We start from the raw sequence: 23,939 nt of genomic DNA, 5'->3' as shown, positions 1-23,939 counted from the left end.
AGTCAGCCCCGAGCTGGCAAGATTTGCAAGGGGAAGCTTTCCCCTCTATATGCCCGGCCATGAGTACGAACCCGCCAAACCTCCGCCCTGATCTGGCTCCTTCAGCGCAGATCACAGATACACCCCGCAAAGGCCAACCGACCCTTGGGATGGTGTCGTTGGGATGCCCCAAGGCTTTGGTTGATAGCGAACGTATTCTGACCCGGCTGCGTGCCGAAGGATACGGCATTTCGCCCGATTATGCCGGGGCCGATGCCGTCATTGTGAACACATGCGGGTTTCTGGACAGCGCCAAGGCGGAATCGCTGGAAGCAATCGGCGAAGCGCTGGTTGAGAATGGCAAGGTTATCGTGACAGGCTGCTTGGGGGCTGAGCCGGATTATATCCGCGAGCATCATCCGCGCATTCTGGCTGTCACAGGTCCACATCAGTATGAACAGGTTCTAGACGCGGTTCATGCCGCCGTTCCACCTGACCCGAACCCTTATGTTGATCTGCTGCCCGCCTCAGGCGTCAAACTGACCCCGCGCCATTACAGCTATCTCAAGATTTCAGAAGGCTGTAACCACAAGTGCAAGTTCTGCATTATCCCGGATATGCGTGGCAAACTCGCCAGCCGTCCTGCTCATGCCGTTTTGCGCGAAGCGGAAAAACTGATCGACAATGGTGTGCGCGAACTGTTGGTGATCTCACAGGACACCTCGGCCTATGGGCTGGACCGTCGATACGATCTGAACCCGTGGAAGGATCGCGAGGTGCGCAGCCATATCACCGACCTGGCGCGTGAACTGGGGCAGTTCGATACGTGGGTACGACTGCATTATGTCTATCCTTACCCCCATGTGCGCGAATTGATCCCTTTGATGGCGGACTCGGGCTGCAACGTGCTGCCTTATCTGGACATCCCGTTCCAGCATGCGCATCCCGACGTTCTGAAACGCATGGCCCGCCCGGCGGCCGGGGCCAAAACACTGGATGAGATTGCCGCTTGGCGCGCAACCTGTCCGGATATCACCCTGCGATCCACCTTTATCGTCGGCTATCCAGGCGAGACCGAGGCGGAGTTTCAGACGCTTTTGGACTGGATGGATGAGGCTCAGCTGGATCGCGTTGGGTGTTTCCAGTACGAAAACGTAGATGGCGCTCGGTCTAACGACCTGCCGGATCACGTTCCGGCCGAGGTCAAGCAGGATCGGTGGGAACGGTTTATGGAAAAGGCGCAGGCCATCTCTGAGGCCAAGTTGGCAGCGAAGGTTGGCCAAACCCTTGAGGTCATCGTGGACGAGGTGGACGATGAGGCTGCGACCTGCCGCACCAAGGCCGACGCACCGGAGATCGACGGCAATCTATTCATTGACGAGGGCTTCGAGGATTTGAAACCCGGGGATATTGTATCGGTCAACGTGGATGAGGCCGGCGAATATGACTTGTGGGGACGCTTGAACCGCTCGGCGTGATGAGACGCTCCGGAACTCAGAGCAGGCCAATCAATATCACGATCCACGCCACGCCTGCAGCAATCGCAGTCAAAGCGACCGCAGCACTTGCCGCATCTTTGGCTTGCCCGGCTAAAGTGTGATGCTCGGTCGAGGTATGGTCGACGGCCCTTTCAATCGCTGTATTGAACAGCTCTGCCACTAGAACCAGAATGCCCAAAGCAAGGATCAGCGCCCGTTCTGCGGTACCAAGAGGCAGCGCAAGCGCCAGTGCGGCTGAAATTACGTTGGCCCAACCCCACGCGCGAAACGAGTACTCATCCTGCCAAGTTGAGGCGAGGCCCTGCCAACTCCAGCGAGTGCGATCTTTAAGGTGGATGAACAATCTGCGCATAGGGTCTTCCGTTTGATCTAACTGGGATCTGAAATTCGCGACCTAGGGCAGAAAGGCAAGAAAAAACCGCCTTGAAAAGCGGCATACACAAGTTAAATACAGGCGGTCTCAAATTTGAGACCGCCTGAGGAATACTTATTGAGTAACTGGGTTACATACGGTCTGGCCTGCCTCGGTGGTGGCCAGTTCGTAGCCTGCCGAGCAGCTGGGTGTACCATACTTGTCATAGTCGGGCTGGATGTAGACCGGGGTCGGTTCCTCTTGCTGCGAGCACGCAGTCAGTACAACAGCCGTGGCGCAGATAGCAGCGAATTTCAGTTTCATGTCCATCAATCCTCTATTACTTTTCTGATATTGCCCAGTTTTTCGGGGCCAGTCTCAGAATAGGACTAAGAATTTCGTATGGCAACCGAATCGATAACGCATTTGTGAATAAAGGCGAAACCACGCTGGCAAAACGCTGATCAAAGGCAGCCTACCTTTTTTGACAAAGGGCACTAAACTCAGAAATTGACAGCAGCCAACGACGGAGTAGCCCCATGTCAGACGCACCCAGCATTGCCCAGAAAGCACCCTATCCGGTCGAGGTAACCGAAGGAAAAACCTATTTCTGGTGCGCGTGCGGAAAGTCTAAGCGGCAGCCATTTTGTGACGGCTCTCACAAAGATACATCGATTGAACCGGTGAAATATACCGCCGAGGCGAGCAAAAAAGTGTTCTTTTGCGGCTGCAAAAACAGTGCCAATCCACCGTTATGCGACGGGTCACACAGCAAGCTTTGAATTTCGGGCCAGATTGTTGAAAACGCTCGCATTAGCGCAAAATTCAGGCGCATTGGTTGCCCTTGTCTGCTGTGAAGCAAGCCATATCTGACAGCGTTCACTACAAGTTGCAGCCCGGCAACGGGTCACCATTTGGGCATAATCAAAGGGGGTCAATTTACCGTCGGCCATCGCTTCGGTCAAAGAAACCCCCACGCAGCGTGCTACCGAACGCGTCAGCCAAAAGTGTTTCTCGATATCACCCAGTGATGTCCGGTCCATTTAATCACCTTCGATTGCAGACTTTCAAAGCAGTAAATCTGTGCCGGTTTGGGCAGGTGCAGGGTGCGTGTTCGACCGTTTCATTCTCGCTCAGCCAGTCTGGGCATGCGCGCGCCCATTCACAGCCTCGACAAAGCTGGATCATATCAGCCCATTCTTGCTGGCTCAGGCGCCCCTCGCGATGCGCAGCAGCCAAATCGGTTCCGGTGGCCTGCGCCATCCGAAGTGCCAGACGAACGTGGGTCATGATCTGTCCGAGTCGTGGCACGGCAAATCCCCTTGCCATTAAGGCTTTAGCCTGCTCAGCAGCTCTTGGTTGCGACAGTATTCAGGTGTTTTTGACGCTGCCTGATTTTGGGCCAGTAAAGACTCACAATGCCCAGGGTTCGGACATTTGGTGCATCGCAAAACGGCGTCCGATATTTCGTCGAATTCTAGGGCCCCTTCGATGGCCGCTTCTTGCAAATCAACGCCTAATGTCGTGGCCATCTTGTCCACAAGATCAGCGTGATGTCGCAGCGTTTCGCGATCAGACATGTGGCTTCCTTTTCCGTTCACACTTTGGAAAAGTTACCCTATCCCCGCAGGAACGCCTTTGACTCAGGTCAATGCCCTGTTCCCAACTGGTCTAAATAGGTGCGCGTGGCATCCTGCACACGTCGAAATCTGTCTCCGCCCAACTTTTTCCCACCGTACCAGCGCGTCACGATTATCACGTGATCCGATAACTCGGCCCGCTCCATCATCCGAAGAATAACCATCGCGGCCCCGGATTCCCCGTCATCCGCCTTGAGTGCTCCGGTCGGCAGAACGGCGGCCCAGGTATTATGGGTCGCCTTGGCATAGGATTTGTCGGATTTTAGCTCTGCAAGCACCTGATCAATATCGGCGCGACTGGTCACCTGCGCACCAGTCACGGCGTATTTTGAGCCGCGATCGCTGAGAACGACGCCCAGTTGGGTGAGCTTGACCACTATTGCAACCCCAACTGACGGGCCGTTTGCAGCACTGCTTGGACCCGTTGCGCATTCGGTGGATGCGTCGCCAGAAATCGGTCGCCCGGATCGGGAATGCGCTGAAAGAAAGCCATCCCGACCAGTGGATCATATCCCGCTGCATGTGTGATCTTGGTGCCCAACCGATCCGCCTCGAGCTCGAATTCACGCGTGTAATTCTGCACTCCAACCTCAGCACCCAGTGCTTGTGCGCGCTCGATCCCTGCATCGTCGGCACCTTGCCTGCGGGCGAGATCGCCAAAAATACGGGCGCTTTCCTTGGCATTTTCCGCCTGTCGGGCGATGTGGCCCAGAATGTGGTGGGCGGCCTCGTGCCCCATGACGAAGGCCATCTCATCCGCGTTCTGCGTCGAATCGATCATCGGCTGCGTGAATATGATCAGCGGTCGCCCGTTCTTGTCCAAAGTCTGGAATGCGTTGGCGGGCGCGTTGGGCGAAAGATCGACCAAAATTACAAAATCACAATTGGCTGCCCTTGACCGGCGGCGGCATTCCCGACTGGCGGTGGTGCCAATGGCGCGGCTGACCTGTTCGAACTCGCGCGCCTTTTCCTGCTGAGCCGATGAGGGTTGCCATTGCTCGGCAGGGATCGCGACAATAGACGAGGTGTCACACGCCGCCAAAAGCAGAACCAGCAAAAGGGCAAGACGGCGCATTCACTTTCCTTTCACTCACTCTGCCGGCAGGCCAGCATAGCGCGACAAATCCCGACGGGCTACAACCGATTGCGGTTTACGACGGGTTGCATTGCAGCAATAGGATCGGCAGTCTGCGCGTATGTTTTCAATAGAACACGAATTCGACTCGACGGTCATTACGCTGGTGGACGAAGGTGCCAAGCCTTTGCAAGAGGATGTTGTTATCAACAACTTCGCCGAATGTGTTACGCTAGAGCAATTGGATCCCCGCACAGACCAGATCCAGAAAATCACGCTGTCACCCGAACAGGTGCGCGATCTGGCGGCTGCGCTGGATCTGCCAGAGGGCGTTTATCAGATACGCGAAACCGATACCGCCAAGGAATAGGCTGACCATTCCGCGCTGGCATTTGATCACAAGCTTCAATTCCGATTGAGTTTGTTGCCTTTTAATGGGCAGTTTGCACTTGAAAGAGGATACCGGGCCTCCGACATAGTGACTGCCCATGTGAAGGATATTAACATATGACCCTGAAGAGCCAAGCTGCGCTGGATTTCCTACACGCGCGCCGGTCCCGCCCAGCCAAGACCTTGGTGGCGCCAGCCCCGACAAGGGAAGAGTTGATACCCTTGTTAACCGCAGCCGCGCGCAGTCCGGATCATGGCAAGCTGGAACCATGGCGCTTTATTGTTGTCGAGCGCGGAGCGATGCAACGTCTTGCAGAACTTACCGCAAATTGCGGTCAGGCTATGGGCAAGACCGCCGAAGACATCGCCAAAGCCCGCAGTCAGTTCGATATGGGTCACTTGGCAGTCGCGGTCATTGAAGTGCAGAAACCATCTGAGAAGATACCGGCAATAGAACAAACCTATTCGGCGGGCGCAGTTTGTTTGGCCCTGCTTAACGCAGCACTTGCTGCGGGTTGGGGCGCAAACTGGTTGTCTGGCTGGCAAGCGCATGATCGCGATTTTTGCGAGCAGGGGTTAGGGTTGGCTGCAAACGAAAGAGTCGCAGGTTTCATTCATATCGCGACAGAAGGCACCGCCCCACCCGAGCGACCTCGCCCGGATGTGGCAGCACTTACCCAATGGATTTCCGAATGATCATTATCCAATCCTTTCTGAAAGCTCTGGGTCAGATCGGTGATCCCAGATTTCGTAAGGTGTTACTGTTGGGGGTCGCATTGACCTTTGCCTTGCTGGTCGCGGCATATGCTGGGCTTCTTTGGCTGATCAACATCTTTGTCGGAGACCAGGCGACGCTGCCAATCTTGGGAGAGGTCACATGGCTGAACGACCTGCTCAGCGTGTCTTCGTTTTTGTTCATGATGGTGCTGTCGGTGTTTCTGATGGTCCCAGTTGCATCGGCCATCACCTCGATGTTTCTTGATGAGGTCGCCCAAGCAGTTGAGGATCAGCATTATCCCCGCTTACCCCCGGCCCAGCGCATTCCCTTCGGAGATGCGTTGATGGACACGCTCAGCTTTCTGGGGGTGCTGATCGTCGCCAACCTGCTGGCCTTGATCCTTTATGCGCTCTTCACACCGTTTGCCTTGTTTATCTTCTGGGGCATGAACGGGTTTCTACTTGGCCGCGAGTATTTCACGCTGGCCGCCATGCGGCGACTGGGTCGTGAGGGTGCGCGGAAGCTGCGCGCAAAACACGCAACGACCATTTGGATTGCAGGCATTCTGATGGCGGTCCCGCTGTCGGTGCCGCTGGTCAACCTGTTGATCCCGATCCTGGGCGCAGCGACCTTTACGCATATCTATCACGGGCTTTCGGATAACCGGCCCTGAACTATTCGCGTGGCTCCAACTGGTTCAGCCAATCGAAATCACGCACGCTGATCACGCCCGAGATAATGATGCCGGCAATGATCGCCCACAGCACCACCGAAATCCCGGTGGTGATCCATAGCTTTTTCTTCATGTGATGGATTTCCGGCGCACCCGCATGGGTGCCTGGAACAATATCCCCCAGATCGCCTTGTGTTTTGATGCGCACAGGCAAGACCATCAGCAGGGTCAGAAACCAAATGACCGCAAACAGGACCAGAGCAGCAGTGATCGTCATCGGCGTCAGACCTGTTCCAGCTCAACAAGGCAACCGTTGAAATCCTTTGGATGCAGGAACAATACCGGCTTGCCATGCGCACCGATCTTGGGCTCACCCGAGCCCAATACGCGCGCTCCGGTCTCTTTCAGATGATCGCGGGCTGCAATGATATCTTCGACCTCATAACAGACATGATGGATGCCGCCGGATGGGTTCTTCTCCAGAAAGCCGTTAATCGGGCTATTCTCGCCCAAGGGATACAGCAATTCGATCTTAGTGTTTGGCAGCTCGATGAACACCACGGTGACGCCATGATCCGGCTCATCCTGCGGCTCACCAACTTTGGCACCAAGTGCGTTGCGATACTGGGCCGAGGCGGCCTCGAGGTCGGGAACGGCAATGGCGACGTGGTTCAGGCGACCAATCATAAGGCTCTCCTTGCATCTGCATTGACGTGGTTATGGGGGCAGATGTTAAGAAGGACAAGTGCGCCAAATCGTCGTTAACCCGGTATTAGCCAGAAGTTCCTAGCTTGAGGCATCTGCTAATCAGGAGTTCTGCCATGGACGATTCGGGACCTTTCGCCTCTGCACCGCTTGCCACCAAGATGCGGCCGCTGCTGGGCCAAACCATCCTTGTGGTCGAAGACAGCCGCTATGCGTGTGACGCAATACGATTGATGTGTTTGCACAGCGGTGCACGTATCCGGCGTGCGGATTGCCTGAAATCAGCGCGGCGACATCTGCAGATTTACCGCCCTTCGGTTCTGATCGTCGATATGGGGTTGCCCGATGGCTCGGGGGCCGACTTGATTGCCGAACTGACCCACGCCACGCCCCGCATTGGTGTCATACTCGGATTGTCAGGGGACGATAACATGCAGGCCCTCGCCATGCGCGCCGGTGCCGATGGCTTTCTGGCCAAGCCCCTGACCTCGGTCGCCTATTTCCAGAAGTCTATTCTTGAACTTTTGCCCGAAGATCGTCGCCCCAGTGATATTTCTGCAGTGCGGGAGGATTTCGTTCAACCCGATCCATTGGCCTATCTGGACGACATGGCCCATATCGCCGACGTGCTGACCGGCCCCACCGATCAGCGCACATTGGACTATGCAGCGCAGTTTCTGCACAGCGTTGCCCGCGACGCAGAAGATATGGTTCTTGCTGATGCCGCACGAGATCTTGCTCGATCACGCGCGAAGGGCGCGCCGTTCACAGCCCAGACGGCGCTGGTGGCTGGGTTGGTGCAAGACCGACTGGAGCGGCAAGAGGCGATTTGACATGCTCACTGCGTATTTTATTACAGCGACGCTGTTGTGCGTCTGGATTTATCGCCAGACGCGCCTCACAGCCAAGAACATTCGCAATCGTCGGGATTCAACAAATCCATTGGATTAACTCGACTCCCTGCGGTGCTTCTTGAATTGGGTCTGCGCATCAAAATCCCAAATGCAAACCGCCCGCTCGTGGCGGGCGGCTGCTATCAGCCCTGTGGGATGATCCTAAGACCCAATTCCATCAACTGATCCGAGGTCGGATCGGATGGTGCGTCCATCATCAGGTCTTCGGCGCGCTGGTTCATCGGGAACATCATGACTTCGCGAATGTTGGCCTCATCGGCCAGCAACATCACAATCCGGTCGATCCCTGCGGCACACCCACCGTGTGGCGGCGCGCCATAGTGGAACGCATTGAACAGCGCACCAAAGCGGGATTTGACCTCATCCTCGCCATAGCCCGCCAGTTCAAAGGCTTTTAGCATGATCTCGGGCTTATGGTTCCGGATCGCGCCCGACACCAGTTCATACCCATTGCAGGCCAGATCGTACTGGTAACCGCGCACTTCCAAAGGATCGCCGTTCAGCGCATCCATACCGCCCTGCGGCATTGAGAACGGGTTGTGTTCAAAATCAATCGTGCCGGTTTCTTCGTCCTGCTCATAGATCGGGAAATCCACAATCCAGGCAAAGGCAAAGCGGTCCTTCTCGGTCAGGCCGAGTTCTTCGCCAATCACGTCACGAGCCTTGCCGGCGACTTTCTCGAAAGCCTTCGGCTTGCCACCCAGGAAAAACGCCGCATCACCGACGCCCAATCCCAATTGCTGACGGATCGCCTCGGTCCGCTCGGGGCCGATGTTCTTGGCCAACGGCCCTGCGGCCTCCATCCCTTCGCCCTGATCGCGCCAGAAGATATAGCCCATACCGGGCAGACCCTCTTTTTGCGCAAATGCATTCATGCGGTCGCAGAATTTGCGGCTGCCACCACTCGGCGCTGGGATGGCGCGGATTTCGGTGCCTTCCTGCTCCAACAGCTTCGCGAATATCGCGAAGCCAGAACCGCGGAAGTGGTCGGAGACCACCTGCATTTTGATAGGGTTACGCAGGTCAGGCTTGTCCGTGCCGTACCATAGTGCCGCGTCTTTATAGGAAATCTGCGGCCATTCCTGATCGACCTTGCGACCCCCACCGAACTCTTCGAAGACGCCAGTCAGAACGGGCTGGATGGTGTCGAACACGTCCTGCTGCTCGACAAAGGACATCTCGAGATCCAGCTGATAGAAATCAGTGGGCGAACGGTCCGCACGCGGGTCTTCATCCCTGAAACACGGTGCGATCTGGAAATACTTATCAAAGCCCGACACCATGATCAGCTGTTTGAACTGCTGCGGCGCCTGTGGCAGCGCATAGAACTTGCCCGGATGCAGGCGCGAAGGCACCAGAAAGTCGCGCGCGCCCTCGGGGGACGAGGCGGTAATGATTGGTGTCTGGTATTCGCGGAAACCTTGATCCCACATGCGGCGGCGCATCGAGGCGACAACGTCCGAGCGCAGCGTCATGTTCTGTTGCATCGCCTCGCGGCGCAGATCCAGATAGCGATAGCGTAGGCGGGTTTCCTCGGGGTATTCCTGATCACCGAAGACCATCAACGGCAGTTCGTCGGCTGCACCCAGAACTTCAAGCTCGCGCACATAGACCTCAATCTCGCCGGTCGGCAATTTCGGGTTCACCAGTTCTTCGTCACGCGCTTTGACCGTGCCATCGATGCGGATACACCACTCGGAACGGACCTTTTCCAGCTCGGCAAACGCCGCGCTATCGCCGTCGCACAGAACCTGAGTAACGCCGAAATGGTCGCGCAAGTCGATGAACAGCACGCCACCGTGATCTCGCACTCGATGCACCCAGCCAGACAGGCGGACGGTTTCACCGACATTGGCGGCGGTCAGAGCGGCGCAGGTGTGGCTGCGATAGGCGTGCATGGATCATATCCCTTCGGGCGAAGAATTCGTCGCGCCGATACACCCCGTCAGGCTTGGAAAGTCAAGGCAGGTAGCGCCGTCAAAACGGCCTTTGCACATTGCCCGAGTAGAAATAGACACCCAGACCGGCGGCAAAGATGATATTGCCCGCAATTGCGTGCAGAAGAACAGCATAAAAGAACGACCCACGTTTGCGATAGGCCCATGTGAACAAAAGGCCTCCGGCGAAGGTCATGATCGTGACGACCCAGCTCCAATACATCAGGTGAGCCAGCGAAAAGAGCCCGGCGTTCAACAGATAGGCCGCGCGCCCATTAGGCAGGATCGCGTGGTAGCGCCGGAAAAAGAGAGACCGGAACAGCAGCTCTTGCGGAAGGGCGGACAGCAACGGGTAGCCGATACAAATGAATATCAACATCTCCGGCCGGTGTAGCAGCATAGCAAAGGCTGCATTCGGTCGTGCCCACAGTACCAAAGCGGAACAAAAGGCAGCCATGAACAGTGTGAAGCCAATCACCTCAAGCCACGACCAGTTCCGCCACCCATATCGAAGCTCGGCCCATGAGAACCCCGTGGTGTCCTGCAATAAAAGGATACCGAGGCCGGTGAACCCGAACAGTGCAGGAAACATCCAGTTCGGTGGGAACAATACCGCGATCAAGACCGGGACAGCCACAAAGAAAAAGACAAACTCGATCCTGAGCCTTTGATGGGGTGCTGGGGTTTCCACCCACTCGGTCATTTTGCTCAAAGTGCTACAAGCTCCGCCCGGATCAGCCCCCGCAGGGAATTTCCACAATAGATATTTTGTGCGTTTTGCAGATCGGTCAAGGTTAGAACGGTTTCAGTAACTTCTTTGTTCTCAATCAATTCTTCACGCAGGATGCCCGGAAGCAACCCGGAATTCAGTGAGGGCGTCAGCTGTCCTCCATCGGACATGGTTAGAAACAGGTTCGTAATCGTACCTTCACACAGCTCATCCCGTTCGTTCAGAAACAGCAGCTCGTCAACACCCTGCGGGAGGTTCGCGCGCGCCGTATCGTAAATCGCCCGACGGGTCGTTTTATGACGCAACCATAAATCCGCTGAGGACAACCTCTGATCCGCCAATCCCACGCGCCACTCAGGCGGGTTGGCTGCCAATTCCCCGGTTGTCAGATCAAATTCACCATGCACGTCCAGCGTCAGGCGGCAGCGGATTGCTGTGTCGCCCGACACCTTATCCAAAACGCGATGCGCTGAGGCTCGGTCAAACGCAATACCGAGCGTCTCAGCCGTTCGGACCATGCGAGATAGATGGCGTTCGAGACGCACAAAACCCTGCCCCGGACGGAACGCCAGAGTTTCGATCAGGCGGAAATCAGGCTCAGCTGGTGGGCGAAGCGGGCTTTCCATAGCGCCTCCTCATATTCTGACGGAGCGGTGCTGTCCCAGACCAATCCACCGCCTACGTTCAGGGTCGCCGTGTCGCCTTCAACCATGAGGGTGCGGATGGCGACGTTGAACTCGGACCGTCCATCCGGTGCAGCCCAACCAATGGTGCCGCAATAGGCATCGCGAGGCCAGGGTTCCAGCTCAGACAGGATTTCCATGGCACGAATCTTCGGCGCACCCGTGATTGAACCGCAAGGAAACAAAGCCGCAAAGATGTCAGAAAGACCTACCCCGAGGTGCAGTTGCGCCTGCACCAGCGATACCATCTGGTGAACGGTCGCGTAACTTTCAACCTTGAATAGCTCGGGCACATTGACCGATCCGGCCAGGGCAACGCGGCTGATATCGTTGCGCAGCAGGTCGACGATCATCAGGTTCTCGGCACGGTTCTTCGCGTCCGAAGACAGGAATGCCCGGCGGCGCTCGTCCTCGACCGGATCCTCACTGCGTGGTTGGGTGCCCTTCATCGGACACGTCTCGATGCGCCCTTGGGTGTCGGTACAGAAGAACAACTCGGGTGAACGGCTAAGCAGATCGGGCAGCCCGTCTTGCTCGACCAAAGCGCCATGGCCGACAGGTTGACCAGCCGCAAGCGCCGCATACAATGCCGCGCTGTTTCCGGTGACATCAAGGTCGATGGGAAACGTCAGATTTGCCTGATAGATATCTCCAGCGCCAATCGCATCATGAATGTCGCGGAACGCTTGGGTATATCGCGCCTCGTCCCAGCGGGGCTGAAACGCGGTGACAGCACCCATCTCCTGAGGCAGGCCAACGCGGTCCGGTTCTGCGTACACACCAAAACATAACAGCGGCAATCGCCGACCCTTAGGCAAACGCCCCGTCAGGCGAGGCTCAAGCACATAGCCCAGCTCATAGCTTGCGTAGCCAGCAAGCCAAGCGCCATCTGCGCGCGCCTGATCAAGCGCCGCCAGAGCTTGGGGCACCTCCACCGCATCATCCGCGCGAATGACATGGGATGGACGCTCGAACCGGGTTCCACGCCCGGCTGGTCCTTGATCGAAACGAATACGCAAGTGCATCCTCATTTATCGTGCTGCGCGATATAGAGGATACGCCAGCAAACGAAAGGGGGGAAAGCGGCAATTTCGCCCCTGTTTCCGATACCTCTTGCACCTTTTCGCGCGGTCCCTATAACGCAGGACAATTTGGGCGCTGGGGCGGTGCCCTGACTCGCGGACAATCGAAGGAACAAGGCCATGCCGAGAAGAACCGACATCCAGTCGATCATGATCATCGGGGCGGGGCCCATTGTTATTGGTCAGGCGTGTGAGTTCGACTATTCCGGTGCTCAGGCCTGTAAAGCGCTGCGGGAAGAAGGCTACCGGGTCATTCTGGTGAACTCGAACCCCGCGACGATCATGACGGATCCTGGGCTGGCGGACGCGACTTATATCGAACCGATCACGCCCGAGGTTGTCGCCAAGATTATCGAGAAAGAACGCCCCGACGCCCTGCTGCCCACTATGGGCGGGCAGACCGGTCTGAACACCTCGCTCGCGCTGGAAGAGATGGGTGTGCTGGACAAATTCAATGTCGAGATGATCGGCGCCAAACGCGACGCCATTGAAATGGCGGAAGACCGCGCCCTGTTCCGCGAGGCGATGGACCGGCTGGGTATCGAAAACCCCAAGGCCGAGATCGTGACCGCCCCCAAAGATGACAGCGGCAAAAAGGACCTAGATGCCGGTGTCGCGCTGGCGCTGGACACGCTTGAAACGGTTGGCCTGCCTGCCATCATCCGTCCTGCCTTTACGCTGGGCGGCACCGGCGGTGGCGTGGCGTATAACCGCGAAGACTACATCCATATTTGCCGCTCGGGCATGGACGCCTCGCCCGTTGGCCAGATCCTGATCGACGAAAGCCTGCTGGGCTGGAAAGAATATGAGATGGAGGTGGTGCGCGACACCGCTGACAACGCCATCATTGTCTGTTCCATCGAAAACGTCGACCCGATGGGCGTGCACACCGGTGACTCGATCACTGTGGCCCCGGCGCTCACGCTGACCGACAAAGAATACCAGATCATGCGCAATCACTCGATTGCCGTGCTGCGCGAGATCGGGGTCGAGACCGGTGGGTCAAACGTTCAATGGGCGATCAACCCGGTTGATGGCCGCATGGTCGTGATCGAGATGAACCCGCGCGTGTCGCGGTCCTCGGCGTTAGCATCCAAGGCGACCGGCTTCCCGATTGCCAAGATCGCAGCCAAGCTGGCCGTTGGTTATACGCTGGACGAGCTGGACAACGATATCACAAAGGTCACGCCCGCCTCGTTCGAGCCGACCATTGACTATGTTGTTACCAAGATCCCGAAATTCGCCTTCGAAAAGTTCCCGGGTTCCGAGCCCTATCTGACCACCGCGATGAAATCGGTGGGTGAGGCTATGTCCATCGGCCGCACAATCCACGAATCGATGCAAAAGGCCCTGGCCTCGATGGAATCTGGCCTGACCGGTTTTGATGAGATTGAAATCCCCGGCCTTAACGTTGGCACCTGGGACGAGGCTGATGACAAAGCCGCTGTCATTAAGGCGATCAGCCAGCAGACGCCCGACCGCTTGCGCACCATCGCTCAGGCCATGCGTCACGGGTTGACGGATGATGAAATCTTCGGCGTCACCAAGTTCGACCCATGGTTCCTGGCCCGCATTCGCGAGATCATCGAGGCCGAGCGGGTGGTCCGCAAAGACGGCCTGCCCGTCACCGAAGACGGCATCCGCAAGCTCAAGATGCTGGGTTTCACCGACGCCCGTCTGGGCAACCTGACCGGCCGGGATGAGGCCAACGTCCGCCGCGCCCGCCGCAACCTAGGCGTCAACGCAGTATTCAAACGCATCGACACCTGTGCGGCTGAGTTCGAGGCGCAGACGCCCTATATGTACTCGACCTACGAGGCCCCGATGATGGGTGAGGTTGAGTGTGAGGCGCGCCCGAGCGACCGTAAAAAGGTTGTCATCCTCGGCGGCGGCCCGAACCGGATCGGTCAGGGCATCGAGTTCGACTATTGCTGCTGCCATGCCTGTTTCGCACTGACCGAGGCGGGATATGAGACCATTATGGTCAACTGTAACCCCGAGACAGTCTCGACCGACTATGACACCTCAGACCGTCTGTATTTTGAGCCGCTGACTTTTGAACATGTCATGGAAATCCTGACAAAAGAGCAGGAAAACGGCACGTTGCACGGTGTGATCGTGCAGTTCGGTGGTCAAACCCCGCTGAAACTGGCCAACGCGCTTGAGGCCGAAGGCATCCCGATCCTGGGCACCACGCCAGACGCGATTGATCTGGCCGAAGACCGCGAACGTTTCCAGGCACTGGTCAACGATCTGGGCTTGAAACAACCCAAAAACGGCATCGCCTCGACCGACGAGCAGGCGCTTGAGATCGCCGAAAGTATCGGCTTCCCGCTGGTCATCCGCCCGTCTTACGTACTGGGTGGTCGTGCGATGGAGATCGTGCGCGATATGGATCAGCTGCGGCGCTATATCAACGAAGCCGTGGTGGTATCCGGCGACAGCCCGGTTCTGCTGGACAGCTATCTGGCCGGTGCGGTCGAACTTGACGTAGACGCCCTGTGCGATGGCACCGACGTGCATGTCGCGGGCATCATGCAGCATATCGAAGAGGCGGGCGTGCACTCGGGCGACTCCGCCTGTTCGCTGCCACCCTATTCGCTGTCGAATGAGATCATCGAACAAATCAAGGATCAGGCGTTCAAACTTGCCAAAGCGTTGAACGTTGTGGGCCTGATGAATGTGCAGTTCGCAATTAAGGATGACGAGATTTACCTGATTGAGGTGAACCCCCGCGCCTCGCGTACTGTGCCGTTCGTGGCCAAGGCAACCGATAGCGCAATTGCATCGATTGCCGCACGCGTCATGGCTGGTGAGAAGCTTTCGAACTTCCCGCAACGCCCTGCCTACAAAGAAGGTCAGGACACCAAGATCGCCGATCAAATGACGCTGGCAGACCCGAACATGCCGTGGTTTTCGGTGAAAGAAGCCGTAATGCCCTTTGCCCGTTTCCCTGGCGTCGATACGATTTTGGGCCCCGAAATGCGTTCGACCGGAGAGGTTATGGGTTGGGATCGCGACTTCCCGCGCGCCTTCCTCAAGGCACAAATGGGTGCAGGTATGGTGCTGCCGTCCTCGGGCCGCGCCTTCATCTCGATCAAAGATGCAGATAAGGGTGAGGCCATGCTTGAAGCCGCAAAGGTTTTGGTCGAGCAAGGCTTTGCGCTGGTTGCGACACGCGGCACACAAAGCTGGCTGGAAGAGCAAGGCGTTGCGTGTGAGGTGGTCAACAAGGTCTACGAAGGCCGCCCGGATGTAGTGGACATGCTGAAAGACGGTCAGGTGCAACTGGTGATGAACACCACCGAAGGTGCGCAGGCCGTCGAAGATAGCAAGGCAATCCGCTCCATCGCGCTTTATGACAAGATCCCATATTTCACCACAGCCGCCGCCAGCAACGCCGCCGCGCTTGCGATCAAGGCGCAGGCTGAGGGAGATGTCGAAGTGAAATCGCTGCAGGGCTAATCCCGCACACCAAAAAGACCAGATTGACCCCGGCCTCGGCGGGGGTCTTTTTTCTTCCTCTTTGCGCCAGACACACTCATGATGCAGCAAAAGGGGGCGTGATGGATCTCTGTACAACTTACGGAACGAATGACCTGCCGCGTGCCATCCGTTTCTATGATGCGATCTTTGCGGTTCTCGGACAGCCGCGTCTGCCCGGATGGATCGACGGTTGGGCCGGATGGGGCAAAGACCCCGACAGCGGTACTGGATTTTGGGTTTGCGCCCCTTTCAACGGAGCACCCGCCAGTACCGGCAATGGCACGATGATTGCATTTCCCGCCAAAAGCGCTGATCAGGTCCGACGGTTCCATGCCATCGGTCTGCAAAACGGCGGCACGGATGAAGGTAAACCCGGCGTCAGGCCTCACTACCAACCCGATTTCTATGTGGCTTATCTGCGTGATCCTGATGGCAACAAGCTATCGTGCTTCTATTGCCATCATGATCCCGAGGCAGAGGTGGGCGGCTAAATCCGCCGCCCATCCTTATCCAATGGCAGCCAGACGACGCTTTTCATCACGGTTGAAAAACAACATGTAGAATACCGGCGCTGCGACCATGGTCAGAATGGTGGCGAACGCCAGACCGCCCATAATCGTGACCGCCATCGATACGAAGAACGCGTCGGTCAACAGCGGTGCCATCCCCAGAATTGTCGTGATCGCAGCCAACATCACCGGGCGCAGACGCGAGACCGAAGCCTCGACAATCGCGGGTCGCAGGGCTTTGCCGGTGGCACGGACCAGATCGATTTCCTCGACCAGAACAATGCCGTTCTTGATCAGCATGCCCGACAAGCTGAGCAACCCGAGCAATGCCGTGAAGGTAAACGGCAGCCCTGTCCCCAGCAGACCGATAACCACGCCGTTCACAGACATCGGGACTAGCAGCCAGATGATGACCGGTTGCCGGATTGCATTGAACAGCAACACCGAGATCAGAACCATGATCAGCAGGCTCAGTGGCAATTGCCGCCCCAGGCTTGCTTGAGCATCACCCGAATCCTCGAATTCTCCGCCCCATTCCATGCTGTAGCCGATGGGCAGTTCCATCTCTTCAATGGCGCTGCGCACCTCGGAATGGACCTGCGCTGCGGTCAGATCGGGCGGGATATCGGCCCCCACTGTGATCGTCAGCACCCGGTCGCGGCGATGGACCAACGTGTTGAGCGCCTTGTATTCAAAGCCATCCACCATTTGTTCAATCGGCACAAAACGTTCCGACTGATCCGAGTACACCACTTGATCGACAATCGAATAGTCTCCATCCGCCGGGCGACGCAGAATGATCGGAATCAGGCGGTCGCGTTCACGAAGAACCCCACCGGTGATCCCATCCGTCGAAAACTGCAGCGTTGCGGCAATATCCTCGCGCGACACACCCGCCGTCTGTGCACGTTCCGTTGCATAGATCGGCTGCACGGCCAGTTCCTGCTCACGCCAGTCGTGATGAACGTGTAGCGCATTTGGCGATGCGGCTGACATGCGTTGCACGGCCTCTTCGGCCAATTGACGCAGCACGGCAGGATCACTGCCCGAGAAACGGGCCTGGATCGGATCGCCTCCGCCCGGGCCAAAGATCAGGCGCTTGGTGCGGAACTCACCTTCTGGGAATTGGGCCGAGCCGAACGCTTCGAGATCGGCCTGCAAGGCAGGTATATCTTCCAGTGTTTCGGTGCGGATGATCATGTGGCCATAGCTGGGGTTCGGCTTTTCGGCCGCATAGGTCAACATGAACCGCGTGGCCCCCTGCCCCACAAACGTGGCGACCGAAACGACATCATCCCGGTCGGCCAGCCAATCCTCGAAGATGGCCATGTCTTCGGCGGTTCGGGCAATCGGCGTGCCTTGCGGCAGCTTGTAGTGCACGAAGAAAAGCGGCGTGTTCGAGTTGGGGAAAAACTGCTGCTTCATCAGCCCGAACCCTGCGAAGCACGCAACCGTGACGCCAATCAAGCCGGCGACCACCAGCCAGCGGAACCGCAGCGCCCAGTTCAGGATTGCCCCATAGACGCGGAACAGGATGCCACTGTAGGCGTCTACCTCACCCTCTTTGCCCTGCTTGAAGAAATAGTGCCCAAGCAATGGCGTCACCGTGATCGCCAGCACCCAACTGAGCAGCAGCGAGATGCCGATCACCGCAAACAGCGAGAACAGAAATTCCCCCGTTGCGTCGGGACTTAGGCCAATCCCGGCAAAGGCCATGATTCCTATGACGGTTGCCCCAAGCAGCGGAATTTGCGTTTTTGAGGCCACATCCTCTGCCGCATCGCGAGAGTTCTTGCCGCGCAGCATGGCGATCTGCATCCCTTCGGCCACAACAATGGCATTGTCGACCAACATCCCCATGGCGATAATCAGGGCACCCAGCGAAATCCGCTCCATCTCGATCGAGAACATCGACATGAAGAGCAGCGTGCCCACCACGGTCAGCAACAGCGTCGAACCCACGACAATAGCTGCGCGCCAACCCATGAAGATGCCCAGAACCGCAACCACGATACTGACCGACATGGCGAGGTTCAGCAGGAAAGCATTCGAGGCCTCATCGACAACAACATGCTGCTGATAGATCGGCAGGATTTCGACACCAAAGGGGATTTCGGAATCCAGCTCGGCCAGTTTCGCATCCGCGCGCTGACCGACTTCAACGATGTTTTCGGTGGCCAGCCCTGCGATACCCAAAGTGAAGGCCTCAGCGCCATTGTAGCGGATCATGATATCGGGATCATTCTGCCGCCCGCGATAGACATCAGACATATCAAACAGATTGATCACCTGCCCTTGTGATCCAACCGATAGCCCCGCGATGGCAGATACGCTGTCCGAACCTTCGGCCGTCAGGATCGTTGTCCGGTCACTTGCGGATCGCAACGAGCCCGAGGCGTTGACCGAGTCCGCGTTTGCGATGGCTTCATTGATCGCTTGTAAGGGCACGTTCTGATTGACCGAGATCGACAAATCGGGCTCGATGAAAATCGCTTCGTCCGGTAAGCCCTGCACTTCGACATCGGCAACACCACTGACCGTCAGTAATTCGCGGCGCAGGAACGTTGACAGCTCATGTTTCTCTGCGTCCGAGAACCCATCTGCGGTAACCGCATAGAACAGGCCAAACACGTCGCCAAACCCGTCGTTCACGTAGGGCGCACCGACGCCCGAAGGCAGACCGCGCGCCGCATCACGCACCTTGGCGCGCAGACGGGTCCAGATGTCGGGCAGTTCGCTGCCATCATAGGTAGATTTGATCTCAACCTCGATCAGCGACTGTCCTGGCTGGTTGACCGAAGTGATGACGTCCACCTCGCCCATCTGCTGAATGGCAGATTCCAGTGGCTCTGACACTTCCAGCGCAACCTGTTCTGCCGTGGCTCCTGGATATTGCGTGGCGATCACTGCTTGTTTGATGGTGAATGCCGGGTCTTCAAGTCGGCCCAGCGAAGAAAACCCCCAGATGCCGCCAAACAGGGCGATCAGGATGAACAGCCACGTATAGAGCGGTCGATCGATCGAAGCGCGTGAGATGCTCATAAACTCACCCTCAGTTCGAGAAGCCGACGAACCGGCGGACAGTCTGACCGTCAGTCAGCGCACCCCCACCGGCCACGACGATCTCTTCACCATCCGTCAGACCAGTGAGCACACGGACATCACCACTCTGAGTTGGCTCGATTGTCACGGGAACCCGGCGAATGGTGCCTTGGTCGGCGCCAACCGGTGAAAAGACCATCACACCCAACGCGCCGCTGGCATCTGCCACGACAGCTGTTGGGGGAATGATGATCCCGGTGCGTTCGTCTTGCACCTGGACTGTAACAGTTACTGAGGAACCTGGCAGAATTTGCAGCCCTTCTGGCGGTGTTAAACCGAATTGGATGCGGAAAGTCTGCCCTACGCTTGAGGATTCGGCGTCGAACTCTCGTATCTCAAGCGGAAAAATCTCGTCGCTGACTGGGAACTTGGCGGTGATTGTAATGTCGTCCTGCTGCCCGGACCGCTGAAACAGAATCTCAGGCACGTCAACCTCGATACGCAGTTCAGACATATCGTGGATCCGCACGATCGGAGTGCCTGCAGAAACTGTTGTAAACGCCTCAACCGCACGGCTTGAGACCAGCGCATCGAACGGGGCGGTCAATGTGGCATGATCCAACTCGTATTCTGCGTCACGGACGGCAATCGCGGCCAATTGCGCTGTCGTTTCAGCGTCGTCAACGGCCACTTGGCTCGCTGCTGTTCCACGCAGTCTTGATAGGCGCGCAAGGGTGCGATCTGCCTGATCCTTTTGCAGACGCGTCCTATCGCGCTGCAATTCGAACGGCTCCTGATCAAGGCGTGCGATTAGTTCGCCCTTCGGGATCACAAAGCCTTCGGTCACGGGCATTTCAATGATCTGGCCAGCCACTTGGAATGCCAGATCAACCGTCTGCCGCGCGGCGATCCGGCCAAAGAACTGTCGCGAAAATCCGGGGGATGTTTCGCTAACCTGCATCAGCTTCACAGGTTTAGCAGATTCTTGGGCAATGACGGGTGTGGCGAGCACAGCCAATGCAAGGCAAACAGAGGTCACGAGTTTCATTTCTTCAATCCCTCAGGAATTCCGGTTTTCAAAATATTGTCGCGGATTTTGCGCGCCAGACGGGCAAATTCTGCGGTTTCTTCGGTGTTGAGACCGGATGCGCTGCGAAATAGCTCTCCGGCCACTGCTACCAGCATATTGCGGGCCTCTTCGCCTTGTTCGGTCAGGACCAAAAGCCAGGCGCGGCGATCTTCGGGGTCCCGCTGACGGCTCAGATAGCCCGCCTGCTCCAGCGCATCCGCAGTCGCGGTGATCGTGGAAGGCACCGTCAGCATATCCGCCGCCAGCACGCCCATACGTTTGGGAGCATCCAGCTTGATCAGCATGTGGCATTCCTGATGGCTCAGGTCTGTTTCGATGCAATCAAAGCTTTCTTCCAGTTTCCAGTAAAGCGCATAGACCCCCATCATCGCCTGAATCTCAGGGCTGAGGCGGCCCAATCGGGTGCTTATTTCGTCTGACATGTGTCTCTTCTATGTGAGTCGCGGCGCAATATACTTCGAATTATGAACTATTCAAGTTTCGAAGCGGATAAGCGCGCATTCCCTTGGGTCAACACATCTTGATCAAACCCCGCAGGGGCTGCATTTTGTGCAGATCATGAATTCAGGACCCGCCATGTACACTCCTGCCATCACTGGTACCGGCGTCTATACGCCCGAAAACGTCATCACCAACGCCGAACTGGTCGTCGCATTCAACGCCTATGCGGATCGTATGAATGCTGAAAATGCACAGGCCATTGCAGCAGGTGAGGTGGAGCCGATGCAGCATTCGTCGGAAGATTTCATCGTTAAAGCGTCAGGAATCGAGAACCGGTATGTGATGGACAAGTCCGGAGTGCTGGACCCCGAAATCATGTACCCATCGCTTCGGCAGCGCAGTGATGATGAACCCGGGATCATGACCGAGATGGCAGTGGATGCATGCCGAAAAGCGCTCGATCAGGCAGGACGCAGCGCCGAGGACATTGATCTGGTGATCTGCGCCGCCTCAAACCACGAACGCGCCTACCCGGCGATAGCAATCGAAATTCAGCAGGCGCTGGGCATCAATGGCTTTGGCTTTGACATGAACGTAGCCTGTTCATCTGCCACATTTGGTATTCAAGCCGCGGCCGATATGGTGCGCTCGGGCTCGGTTCGAGCTGCGCTGGTGGTCAACCCCGAGATTTGCTCGGGCCATCTGGAATGGCGCGACCGGGATTGCCATTTCATATTTGGAGATGTTGCCACCGCGACGCTGGTCGAACGGCTGGACAATGCCACAGGTCCGCATTTCGAGATCCTCTCGACCCGCTGCGCCACTGCGTTTTCCAACAATATCCGCAACAACAATGGTTTTCTGCGACGTTCGCGCCCGGATGGTCTGGTGGATCGCCGTGACATGCAGTTCATGCAAAACGGGCGCAAAGTGTTTAAAGAAGTCCTGCCCATGGTCAGCAAACATATCAGCGACCATATGCAGGACGAGGGCGTCGACAGCGGCGATCTGAAACGCCTCTGGCTGCATCAGGCCAACAAAACAATGAATGATTTCATCGGCAAGAAGGTTTTGGGCCGCGAACCGGAGCCCGAAGAACAACCCAATATTCTGCAGGATTATGCCAATACGTCTTCGGCAGGCTCGATCATTGCCTTCTCGAAGCACTCCGATGATTTGGAGGACGGGGATATTGGTCTGATTTGCTCATTTGGCGCGGGCTATTCGGTTGGCTCTGTCATTGTGAAACGGCACCAATAGGCGCAGCCCATCCAGATCGTTGCTGAGTTCTGCTGAATCCTCAAGATATCTTCAGGTAACCTCAACCGCTTCTTCACCTTACATCGACACATCAAGGGTCGGGTGCCCAGCGCATCCGAGTGATGTAGTTATGGGAGCCCGCCGTTATGGGGAAGAACGTTCGAGTAGGTATGGCCGCTTTGGTTGCCGCGCCATTCATTGGGATCATGGCCGCAAATGCAGCGACCGCCCAGGTACAAACCTGCACCGTCAACATGGCGCGTGCGGCAGCCAATGAAGGCGATTTTGACGCGCTTTGCGGCTGCTCTAGGGTGACGCGCGGATTTGTGTCGCATCTGCAAAATCGCTCTGATTTTGCTTCGATCCTACAAAATACCGCAGCCCAATGCCCCGGGCTGACTCAGGTGCTGAGCGACCTGCCGACCGCATCTATCGCTGGTAGTAGTGGCGGGGAAGACCGCAGCAGTGATCCATCCTCAGGCTCATCTGGCGCAGGCAACAACGGAAGCTCGGGCGGCACCGGCGGCAGTTCCAGTGGCGGAAGCGGAAGCTCTGGCAATAATGGGGGGGGCTCCAGTGGCGGCGACAATCCCGGCGGCGGCGGTTCTGGCGGAGGTAGCGGTTCTGGCGGGGGTAGCGGCGGTGGCGACAATCCCGGCGGTGGTGGTTCTGGCGGCGGTAATGGTGGCGGCGACAAACCTGGAAAAGGTGGCGGCAAAGGTGGTCATGGTGGCGGTGACAAACCTGGCAAAGGCGGCCACGGCGGTGGTGACAAACCCGGAAAAGGTGGCGGTAAGGGCGGTGCCAAAGGCAATAACGGTGGTGGCAATGGCCCTGAAGGAGCTAGCCCCGGACGTGGCAAGAACGCCAATAATGACGAAAGCTAAGCAAAGGACTTGCCCGTCAGAAATACAAAAGGCGGCACACGGGGCCGCCTTTATTCTGCAATATTCACCCAGATCAATGCTGGGCTTCGCGCGGGACAATGCTCAACGCTAACTAACGCTTTCTTCTTCCAGATGCAGCTTCATCTCGATCAGCACCTGCTGCAGCATGCTGGTTTCTTTCAGCAACCGCTTCGCCTCATTCACGGTGATAATACCGTCTTCGATGGCTGATTGGTATTCCGTCATCAGCATGGCGAACCGTTGGCTTAATGCGATGACATCGGAATTCACGCCCCCCGTCCGGGGACTGTCCGAGTTTCGACCGTCATAGGACAATGTGATATTCTTCAGGTCCGCAAGCGCCGCAGTCACATGCGGATAGGCCGCGGCATTTTCCAACCGGGCAACGGCATCTACAGGCATGAACCTGTCAGCATGTTCCGCATTGTCAGAATAATACCTGCCTAACGTGGCTTTGGATTTACCGGTAACCTCGCATGCTGCTTCGATCCCAACATCCTTAACCAATGCCTCGGTATGCTTTTTCAGATAGGCCCCGATATCTGCCATTTTGCTACCCTTGTTACCTGCGCCCTCAGTCCCGTGTCTATCCATGCCGGGGGAAAGGGTAGGGAAATTTCCCATATCCGAGTCATAATTGAAATGCGATTAATTGACTATCCCTCAGATATGCAGGGATTTTGTGAGTGAGTGGCGGCCATTCGTGCCGGTAATGAGTAAATGTGGAGCATGATTTTAGCCCTACAATGTAAAGGCCGCATGTAGGCCGAAGACGCCGCTGTTGCGGATACGAGGCATCCATCCCCAAGAGCATCTGCTCGGCCTC

27 protein-coding genes are annotated in these 23,939 nt (G+C 57.0%); 10 read left to right on the top strand and 17 right to left on the bottom strand.

Annotated elements, in window-relative coordinates; translation table 11 throughout:
• Positions 1-59: 59 nt before the first annotated feature.
• The gene (gene rimO, locus ACR0NN_RS14390; RefSeq protein ID WP_170723601.1) at positions 60-1,457 is read left to right on the top strand and encodes a 30S ribosomal protein S12 methylthiotransferase RimO; all 1,398 of its coding nucleotides are present in this window, start codon (positions 60-62) and stop codon (positions 1,455-1,457) included.
• Between the two features lie 16 nt (positions 1,458-1,473).
• Here rimO and ACR0NN_RS14385 read toward each other — a convergent pair whose 3' ends face one another.
• Together ACR0NN_RS14385 and ACR0NN_RS14380 are read right to left on the bottom strand one after the other, a co-directional pair.
• Positions 1,474-1,830: a diacylglycerol kinase gene (locus ACR0NN_RS14385; RefSeq protein WP_170723602.1), complete on the bottom strand. Its 357-nt coding sequence runs from the start codon at positions 1,828-1,830 to the stop codon at positions 1,474-1,476.
• 135 nt (positions 1,831-1,965) lie between these two features.
• The gene (locus tag ACR0NN_RS14380) at positions 1,966-2,154 is read right to left on the bottom strand and encodes a hypothetical protein (RefSeq protein ID WP_010441832.1); all 189 of its coding nucleotides are present in this window, start codon (positions 2,152-2,154) and stop codon (positions 1,966-1,968) included.
• A 215-nt stretch (positions 2,155-2,369) separates the two neighbouring features.
• On the opposite strand from ACR0NN_RS14380, the gene ACR0NN_RS14375 reads away from it, so the two are divergent.
• Positions 2,370-2,612: a CDGSH iron-sulfur domain-containing protein gene (locus ACR0NN_RS14375; RefSeq protein ID WP_170723603.1), complete on the top strand. Its 243-nt coding sequence runs from the start codon at positions 2,370-2,372 to the stop codon at positions 2,610-2,612.
• Here the strand turns inward: ACR0NN_RS14375 and ACR0NN_RS14370 are convergent.
• From ACR0NN_RS14370 to ACR0NN_RS14350, 5 genes are all read right to left on the bottom strand, one after another.
• On the bottom strand, positions 2,595-2,873 hold the full coding sequence (locus tag ACR0NN_RS14370) for a DUF6455 family protein (protein WP_170723604.1): 279 nt from the start codon (positions 2,871-2,873) through the stop codon (positions 2,595-2,597). The two genes, ACR0NN_RS14375 and ACR0NN_RS14370, sit on opposite strands and share 18 nt — an antisense overlap.
• 4 nt (positions 2,874-2,877) lie before the next feature.
• The gene (locus tag ACR0NN_RS14365; RefSeq protein WP_480684937.1) at positions 2,878-3,159 is read right to left on the bottom strand and encodes a DUF6455 family protein; all 282 of its coding nucleotides are present in this window, start codon (positions 3,157-3,159) and stop codon (positions 2,878-2,880) included.
• A complete protein-coding gene (locus tag ACR0NN_RS14360) occupies positions 3,159-3,410 on the bottom strand; it encodes a DUF6455 family protein (protein WP_170723606.1) in 252 nt (83 codons plus the stop codon). The genes ACR0NN_RS14365 and ACR0NN_RS14360 overlap by 1 nt, the downstream gene beginning before the upstream one ends.
• 68 nt (positions 3,411-3,478) lie before the next feature.
• A complete protein-coding gene (locus ACR0NN_RS14355; protein ID WP_170723607.1) occupies positions 3,479-3,847 on the bottom strand; it encodes a YigZ family protein in 369 nt (122 codons plus the stop codon).
• Positions 3,847-4,545: a M48 family metallopeptidase gene (locus ACR0NN_RS14350; protein WP_170723608.1), complete on the bottom strand. Its 699-nt coding sequence runs from the start codon at positions 4,543-4,545 to the stop codon at positions 3,847-3,849. Before ACR0NN_RS14350 ends, ACR0NN_RS14355 begins: the two co-directional genes overlap by 1 nt.
• A gap of 121 nt (positions 4,546-4,666) precedes the next feature.
• On the opposite strand from ACR0NN_RS14350, the gene ACR0NN_RS14345 reads away from it, so the two are divergent.
• The 3 genes from ACR0NN_RS14345 to ACR0NN_RS14335 all read left to right on the top strand — a co-directional run bounded on the left by ACR0NN_RS14345 (position 4,667) and on the right by ACR0NN_RS14335 (position 6,326).
• The gene (locus ACR0NN_RS14345) at positions 4,667-4,915 is read left to right on the top strand and encodes a hypothetical protein (RefSeq protein WP_170683355.1); all 249 of its coding nucleotides are present in this window, start codon (positions 4,667-4,669) and stop codon (positions 4,913-4,915) included.
• 137 nt (positions 4,916-5,052) lie between these two features.
• Positions 5,053-5,631, top strand: a complete 579-nt coding sequence (locus tag ACR0NN_RS14340) for a nitroreductase family protein (RefSeq protein WP_170723609.1) — start codon at positions 5,053-5,055, stop codon at positions 5,629-5,631.
• Positions 5,628-6,326 (top strand): EI24 domain-containing protein, encoded by a 699-nt coding sequence (locus ACR0NN_RS14335; RefSeq protein WP_170723610.1) that lies wholly within the window; start codon positions 5,628-5,630, stop codon positions 6,324-6,326. The genes ACR0NN_RS14340 and ACR0NN_RS14335 overlap by 4 nt, the downstream gene beginning before the upstream one ends.
• A gap of 1 nt (position 6,327) precedes the next feature.
• On the opposite strand, the gene ACR0NN_RS14330 is transcribed toward ACR0NN_RS14335, so the two are convergent.
• Positions 6,328-6,603, bottom strand: a complete 276-nt coding sequence (locus ACR0NN_RS14330) for a DUF1467 family protein (protein ID WP_170723611.1) — start codon at positions 6,601-6,603, stop codon at positions 6,328-6,330.
• A 5-nt stretch (positions 6,604-6,608) separates the two neighbouring features.
• Positions 6,609-7,013 carry a methylmalonyl-CoA epimerase gene (gene mce / locus ACR0NN_RS14325; protein WP_170683358.1) on the bottom strand — a complete coding sequence of 135 codons (405 nt, stop codon included), beginning with the start codon at positions 7,011-7,013 and terminating at the stop codon, positions 6,609-6,611.
• Between the two features lie 134 nt (positions 7,014-7,147).
• Between mce and ACR0NN_RS14320 the strand changes: the two genes are divergently transcribed.
• Positions 7,148-7,864: a response regulator gene (locus ACR0NN_RS14320; RefSeq protein ID WP_170723612.1), complete on the top strand. Its 717-nt coding sequence runs from the start codon at positions 7,148-7,150 to the stop codon at positions 7,862-7,864.
• Between the two features lie 203 nt (positions 7,865-8,067).
• On the opposite strand, the gene aspS is transcribed toward ACR0NN_RS14320, so the two are convergent.
• From aspS to ACR0NN_RS14300, 4 genes are all read right to left on the bottom strand, one after another.
• Positions 8,068-9,843 (bottom strand): aspartate--tRNA ligase, encoded by a 1,776-nt coding sequence (gene aspS, locus ACR0NN_RS14315; RefSeq protein ID WP_170723613.1) that lies wholly within the window; start codon positions 9,841-9,843, stop codon positions 8,068-8,070.
• Between the two features lie 79 nt (positions 9,844-9,922).
• Positions 9,923-10,585: a CPBP family intramembrane glutamic endopeptidase gene (locus ACR0NN_RS14310; protein ID WP_480684932.1), complete on the bottom strand. Its 663-nt coding sequence runs from the start codon at positions 10,583-10,585 to the stop codon at positions 9,923-9,925.
• Between the two features lie 5 nt (positions 10,586-10,590).
• Positions 10,591-11,238: an aminotransferase class IV family protein gene (locus ACR0NN_RS14305; RefSeq protein ID WP_170723615.1), complete on the bottom strand. Its 648-nt coding sequence runs from the start codon at positions 11,236-11,238 to the stop codon at positions 10,591-10,593.
• Positions 11,193-12,320, bottom strand: a complete 1,128-nt coding sequence (locus ACR0NN_RS14300; protein ID WP_170723778.1) for an aminodeoxychorismate synthase component I — start codon at positions 12,318-12,320, stop codon at positions 11,193-11,195. The genes ACR0NN_RS14305 and ACR0NN_RS14300 overlap by 46 nt, the downstream gene beginning before the upstream one ends.
• Positions 12,321-12,497: 177 nt before the next feature.
• Between ACR0NN_RS14300 and carB the strand changes: the two genes are divergently transcribed.
• Both carB and ACR0NN_RS14290 read left to right on the top strand, forming a co-directional pair.
• Positions 12,498-15,842: a carbamoyl-phosphate synthase large subunit gene (carB, locus tag ACR0NN_RS14295; RefSeq protein WP_170723616.1), complete on the top strand. Its 3,345-nt coding sequence runs from the start codon at positions 12,498-12,500 to the stop codon at positions 15,840-15,842.
• Between the two features lie 101 nt (positions 15,843-15,943).
• The gene (locus ACR0NN_RS14290) at positions 15,944-16,354 is read left to right on the top strand and encodes a VOC family protein (protein WP_170723617.1); all 411 of its coding nucleotides are present in this window, start codon (positions 15,944-15,946) and stop codon (positions 16,352-16,354) included.
• Between the two features lie 15 nt (positions 16,355-16,369).
• On the opposite strand, the gene ACR0NN_RS14285 is transcribed toward ACR0NN_RS14290, so the two are convergent.
• Genes ACR0NN_RS14285 through ACR0NN_RS14275 form a run of 3 tightly spaced genes read right to left on the bottom strand, consistent with a single transcriptional unit; the run spans position 16,370 to position 20,926 of the window.
• Positions 16,370-19,414, bottom strand: coding sequence for an efflux RND transporter permease subunit (locus tag ACR0NN_RS14285; RefSeq protein WP_170723618.1), 3,045 nt, complete (start codon positions 19,412-19,414; stop codon positions 16,370-16,372).
• A 10-nt stretch (positions 19,415-19,424) separates the two neighbouring features.
• A complete protein-coding gene (locus ACR0NN_RS14280; RefSeq protein ID WP_170723619.1) occupies positions 19,425-20,462 on the bottom strand; it encodes an efflux RND transporter periplasmic adaptor subunit in 1,038 nt (345 codons plus the stop codon).
• Positions 20,459-20,926 (bottom strand): MarR family transcriptional regulator, encoded by a 468-nt coding sequence (locus ACR0NN_RS14275; protein WP_170723620.1) that lies wholly within the window; start codon positions 20,924-20,926, stop codon positions 20,459-20,461. The genes ACR0NN_RS14280 and ACR0NN_RS14275 overlap by 4 nt, the downstream gene beginning before the upstream one ends.
• Positions 20,927-21,080: 154 nt before the next feature.
• On the opposite strand from ACR0NN_RS14275, the gene ACR0NN_RS14270 reads away from it, so the two are divergent.
• Both ACR0NN_RS14270 and ACR0NN_RS14265 read left to right on the top strand, forming a co-directional pair.
• Positions 21,081-22,205, top strand: coding sequence for a beta-ketoacyl-ACP synthase III (locus ACR0NN_RS14270; protein WP_170723621.1), 1,125 nt, complete (start codon positions 21,081-21,083; stop codon positions 22,203-22,205).
• Between the two features lie 146 nt (positions 22,206-22,351).
• On the top strand, positions 22,352-23,092 hold the full coding sequence (locus tag ACR0NN_RS14265) for a hypothetical protein (RefSeq protein WP_480684929.1): 741 nt from the start codon (positions 22,352-22,354) through the stop codon (positions 23,090-23,092).
• A 108-nt stretch (positions 23,093-23,200) separates the two neighbouring features.
• On the opposite strand, the gene ACR0NN_RS14260 is transcribed toward ACR0NN_RS14265, so the two are convergent.
• On the bottom strand, positions 23,201-23,662 hold the full coding sequence (locus ACR0NN_RS14260) for a hypothetical protein (RefSeq protein ID WP_170723623.1): 462 nt from the start codon (positions 23,660-23,662) through the stop codon (positions 23,201-23,203).
• Between the last annotated feature and the right edge of the window lie 277 nt (positions 23,663-23,939).

The organism is Ruegeria sp. BA2, assembly GCF_056539605.1.
The sequence above is the reverse complement of the archived record's forward strand: the minus strand, read 5'-3'. Positions and strand labels throughout refer to the sequence as shown.

What these genes read in the sequence shown, in the direction of transcription:
- ACR0NN_RS14365 (WP_480684937.1), bottom strand. Translation starts at nt 3,159, where the DNA reads ATGGCAAGGGGATTTGCCGTGCCACGACTCGGACAGATCATGACCCAC.
- carB (WP_170723616.1), top strand. Translation starts at nt 12,498, where the DNA reads ATGCCGAGAAGAACCGACATCCAGTCGATCATGATCATCGGGGCGGGG.
- ACR0NN_RS14265 (WP_480684929.1), top strand. Translation starts at nt 22,352, where the DNA reads ATGGGGAAGAACGTTCGAGTAGGTATGGCCGCTTTGGTTGCCGCGCCA.
- aspS (WP_170723613.1), bottom strand. Translation starts at nt 9,843, where the DNA reads ATGCACGCCTATCGCAGCCACACCTGCGCCGCTCTGACCGCCGCCAAT.
- ACR0NN_RS14260 (WP_170723623.1), bottom strand. Translation starts at nt 23,662, where the DNA reads ATGGCAGATATCGGGGCCTATCTGAAAAAGCATACCGAGGCATTGGTT.
- ACR0NN_RS14370 (WP_170723604.1), bottom strand. Translation starts at nt 2,873, where the DNA reads ATGGACCGGACATCACTGGGTGATATCGAGAAACACTTTTGGCTGACG.
- ACR0NN_RS14350 (WP_170723608.1), bottom strand. Translation starts at nt 4,545, where the DNA reads ATGCGCCGTCTTGCCCTTTTGCTGGTTCTGCTTTTGGCGGCGTGTGAC.
- ACR0NN_RS14380 (WP_010441832.1), bottom strand. Translation starts at nt 2,154, where the DNA reads ATGAAACTGAAATTCGCTGCTATCTGCGCCACGGCTGTTGTACTGACT.
- ACR0NN_RS14335 (WP_170723610.1), top strand. Translation starts at nt 5,628, where the DNA reads ATGATCATTATCCAATCCTTTCTGAAAGCTCTGGGTCAGATCGGTGAT.
- ACR0NN_RS14270 (WP_170723621.1), top strand. Translation starts at nt 21,081, where the DNA reads ATGTACACTCCTGCCATCACTGGTACCGGCGTCTATACGCCCGAAAAC.
- ACR0NN_RS14305 (WP_170723615.1), bottom strand. Translation starts at nt 11,238, where the DNA reads ATGGAAAGCCCGCTTCGCCCACCAGCTGAGCCTGATTTCCGCCTGATC.
- mce (WP_170683358.1), bottom strand. Translation starts at nt 7,013, where the DNA reads ATGATTGGTCGCCTGAACCACGTCGCCATTGCCGTTCCCGACCTCGAG.
- rimO (WP_170723601.1), top strand. Translation starts at nt 60, where the DNA reads ATGAGTACGAACCCGCCAAACCTCCGCCCTGATCTGGCTCCTTCAGCG.
- ACR0NN_RS14275 (WP_170723620.1), bottom strand. Translation starts at nt 20,926, where the DNA reads ATGTCAGACGAAATAAGCACCCGATTGGGCCGCCTCAGCCCTGAGATT.
- ACR0NN_RS14285 (WP_170723618.1), bottom strand. Translation starts at nt 19,414, where the DNA reads ATGAGCATCTCACGCGCTTCGATCGATCGACCGCTCTATACGTGGCTG.
- ACR0NN_RS14360 (WP_170723606.1), bottom strand. Translation starts at nt 3,410, where the DNA reads ATGTCTGATCGCGAAACGCTGCGACATCACGCTGATCTTGTGGACAAG.
- ACR0NN_RS14320 (WP_170723612.1), top strand. Translation starts at nt 7,148, where the DNA reads ATGGACGATTCGGGACCTTTCGCCTCTGCACCGCTTGCCACCAAGATG.
- ACR0NN_RS14310 (WP_480684932.1), bottom strand. Translation starts at nt 10,585, where the DNA reads ATGACCGAGTGGGTGGAAACCCCAGCACCCCATCAAAGGCTCAGGATC.
- ACR0NN_RS14330 (WP_170723611.1), bottom strand. Translation starts at nt 6,603, where the DNA reads ATGACGATCACTGCTGCTCTGGTCCTGTTTGCGGTCATTTGGTTTCTG.
- ACR0NN_RS14345 (WP_170683355.1), top strand. Translation starts at nt 4,667, where the DNA reads ATGTTTTCAATAGAACACGAATTCGACTCGACGGTCATTACGCTGGTG.
- ACR0NN_RS14280 (WP_170723619.1), bottom strand. Translation starts at nt 20,462, where the DNA reads ATGAAACTCGTGACCTCTGTTTGCCTTGCATTGGCTGTGCTCGCCACA.
- ACR0NN_RS14340 (WP_170723609.1), top strand. Translation starts at nt 5,053, where the DNA reads ATGACCCTGAAGAGCCAAGCTGCGCTGGATTTCCTACACGCGCGCCGG.
- ACR0NN_RS14375 (WP_170723603.1), top strand. Translation starts at nt 2,370, where the DNA reads ATGTCAGACGCACCCAGCATTGCCCAGAAAGCACCCTATCCGGTCGAG.
- ACR0NN_RS14290 (WP_170723617.1), top strand. Translation starts at nt 15,944, where the DNA reads ATGGATCTCTGTACAACTTACGGAACGAATGACCTGCCGCGTGCCATC.
- ACR0NN_RS14300 (WP_170723778.1), bottom strand. Translation starts at nt 12,320, where the DNA reads ATGCACTTGCGTATTCGTTTCGATCAAGGACCAGCCGGGCGTGGAACC.
- ACR0NN_RS14385 (WP_170723602.1), bottom strand. Translation starts at nt 1,830, where the DNA reads ATGCGCAGATTGTTCATCCACCTTAAAGATCGCACTCGCTGGAGTTGG.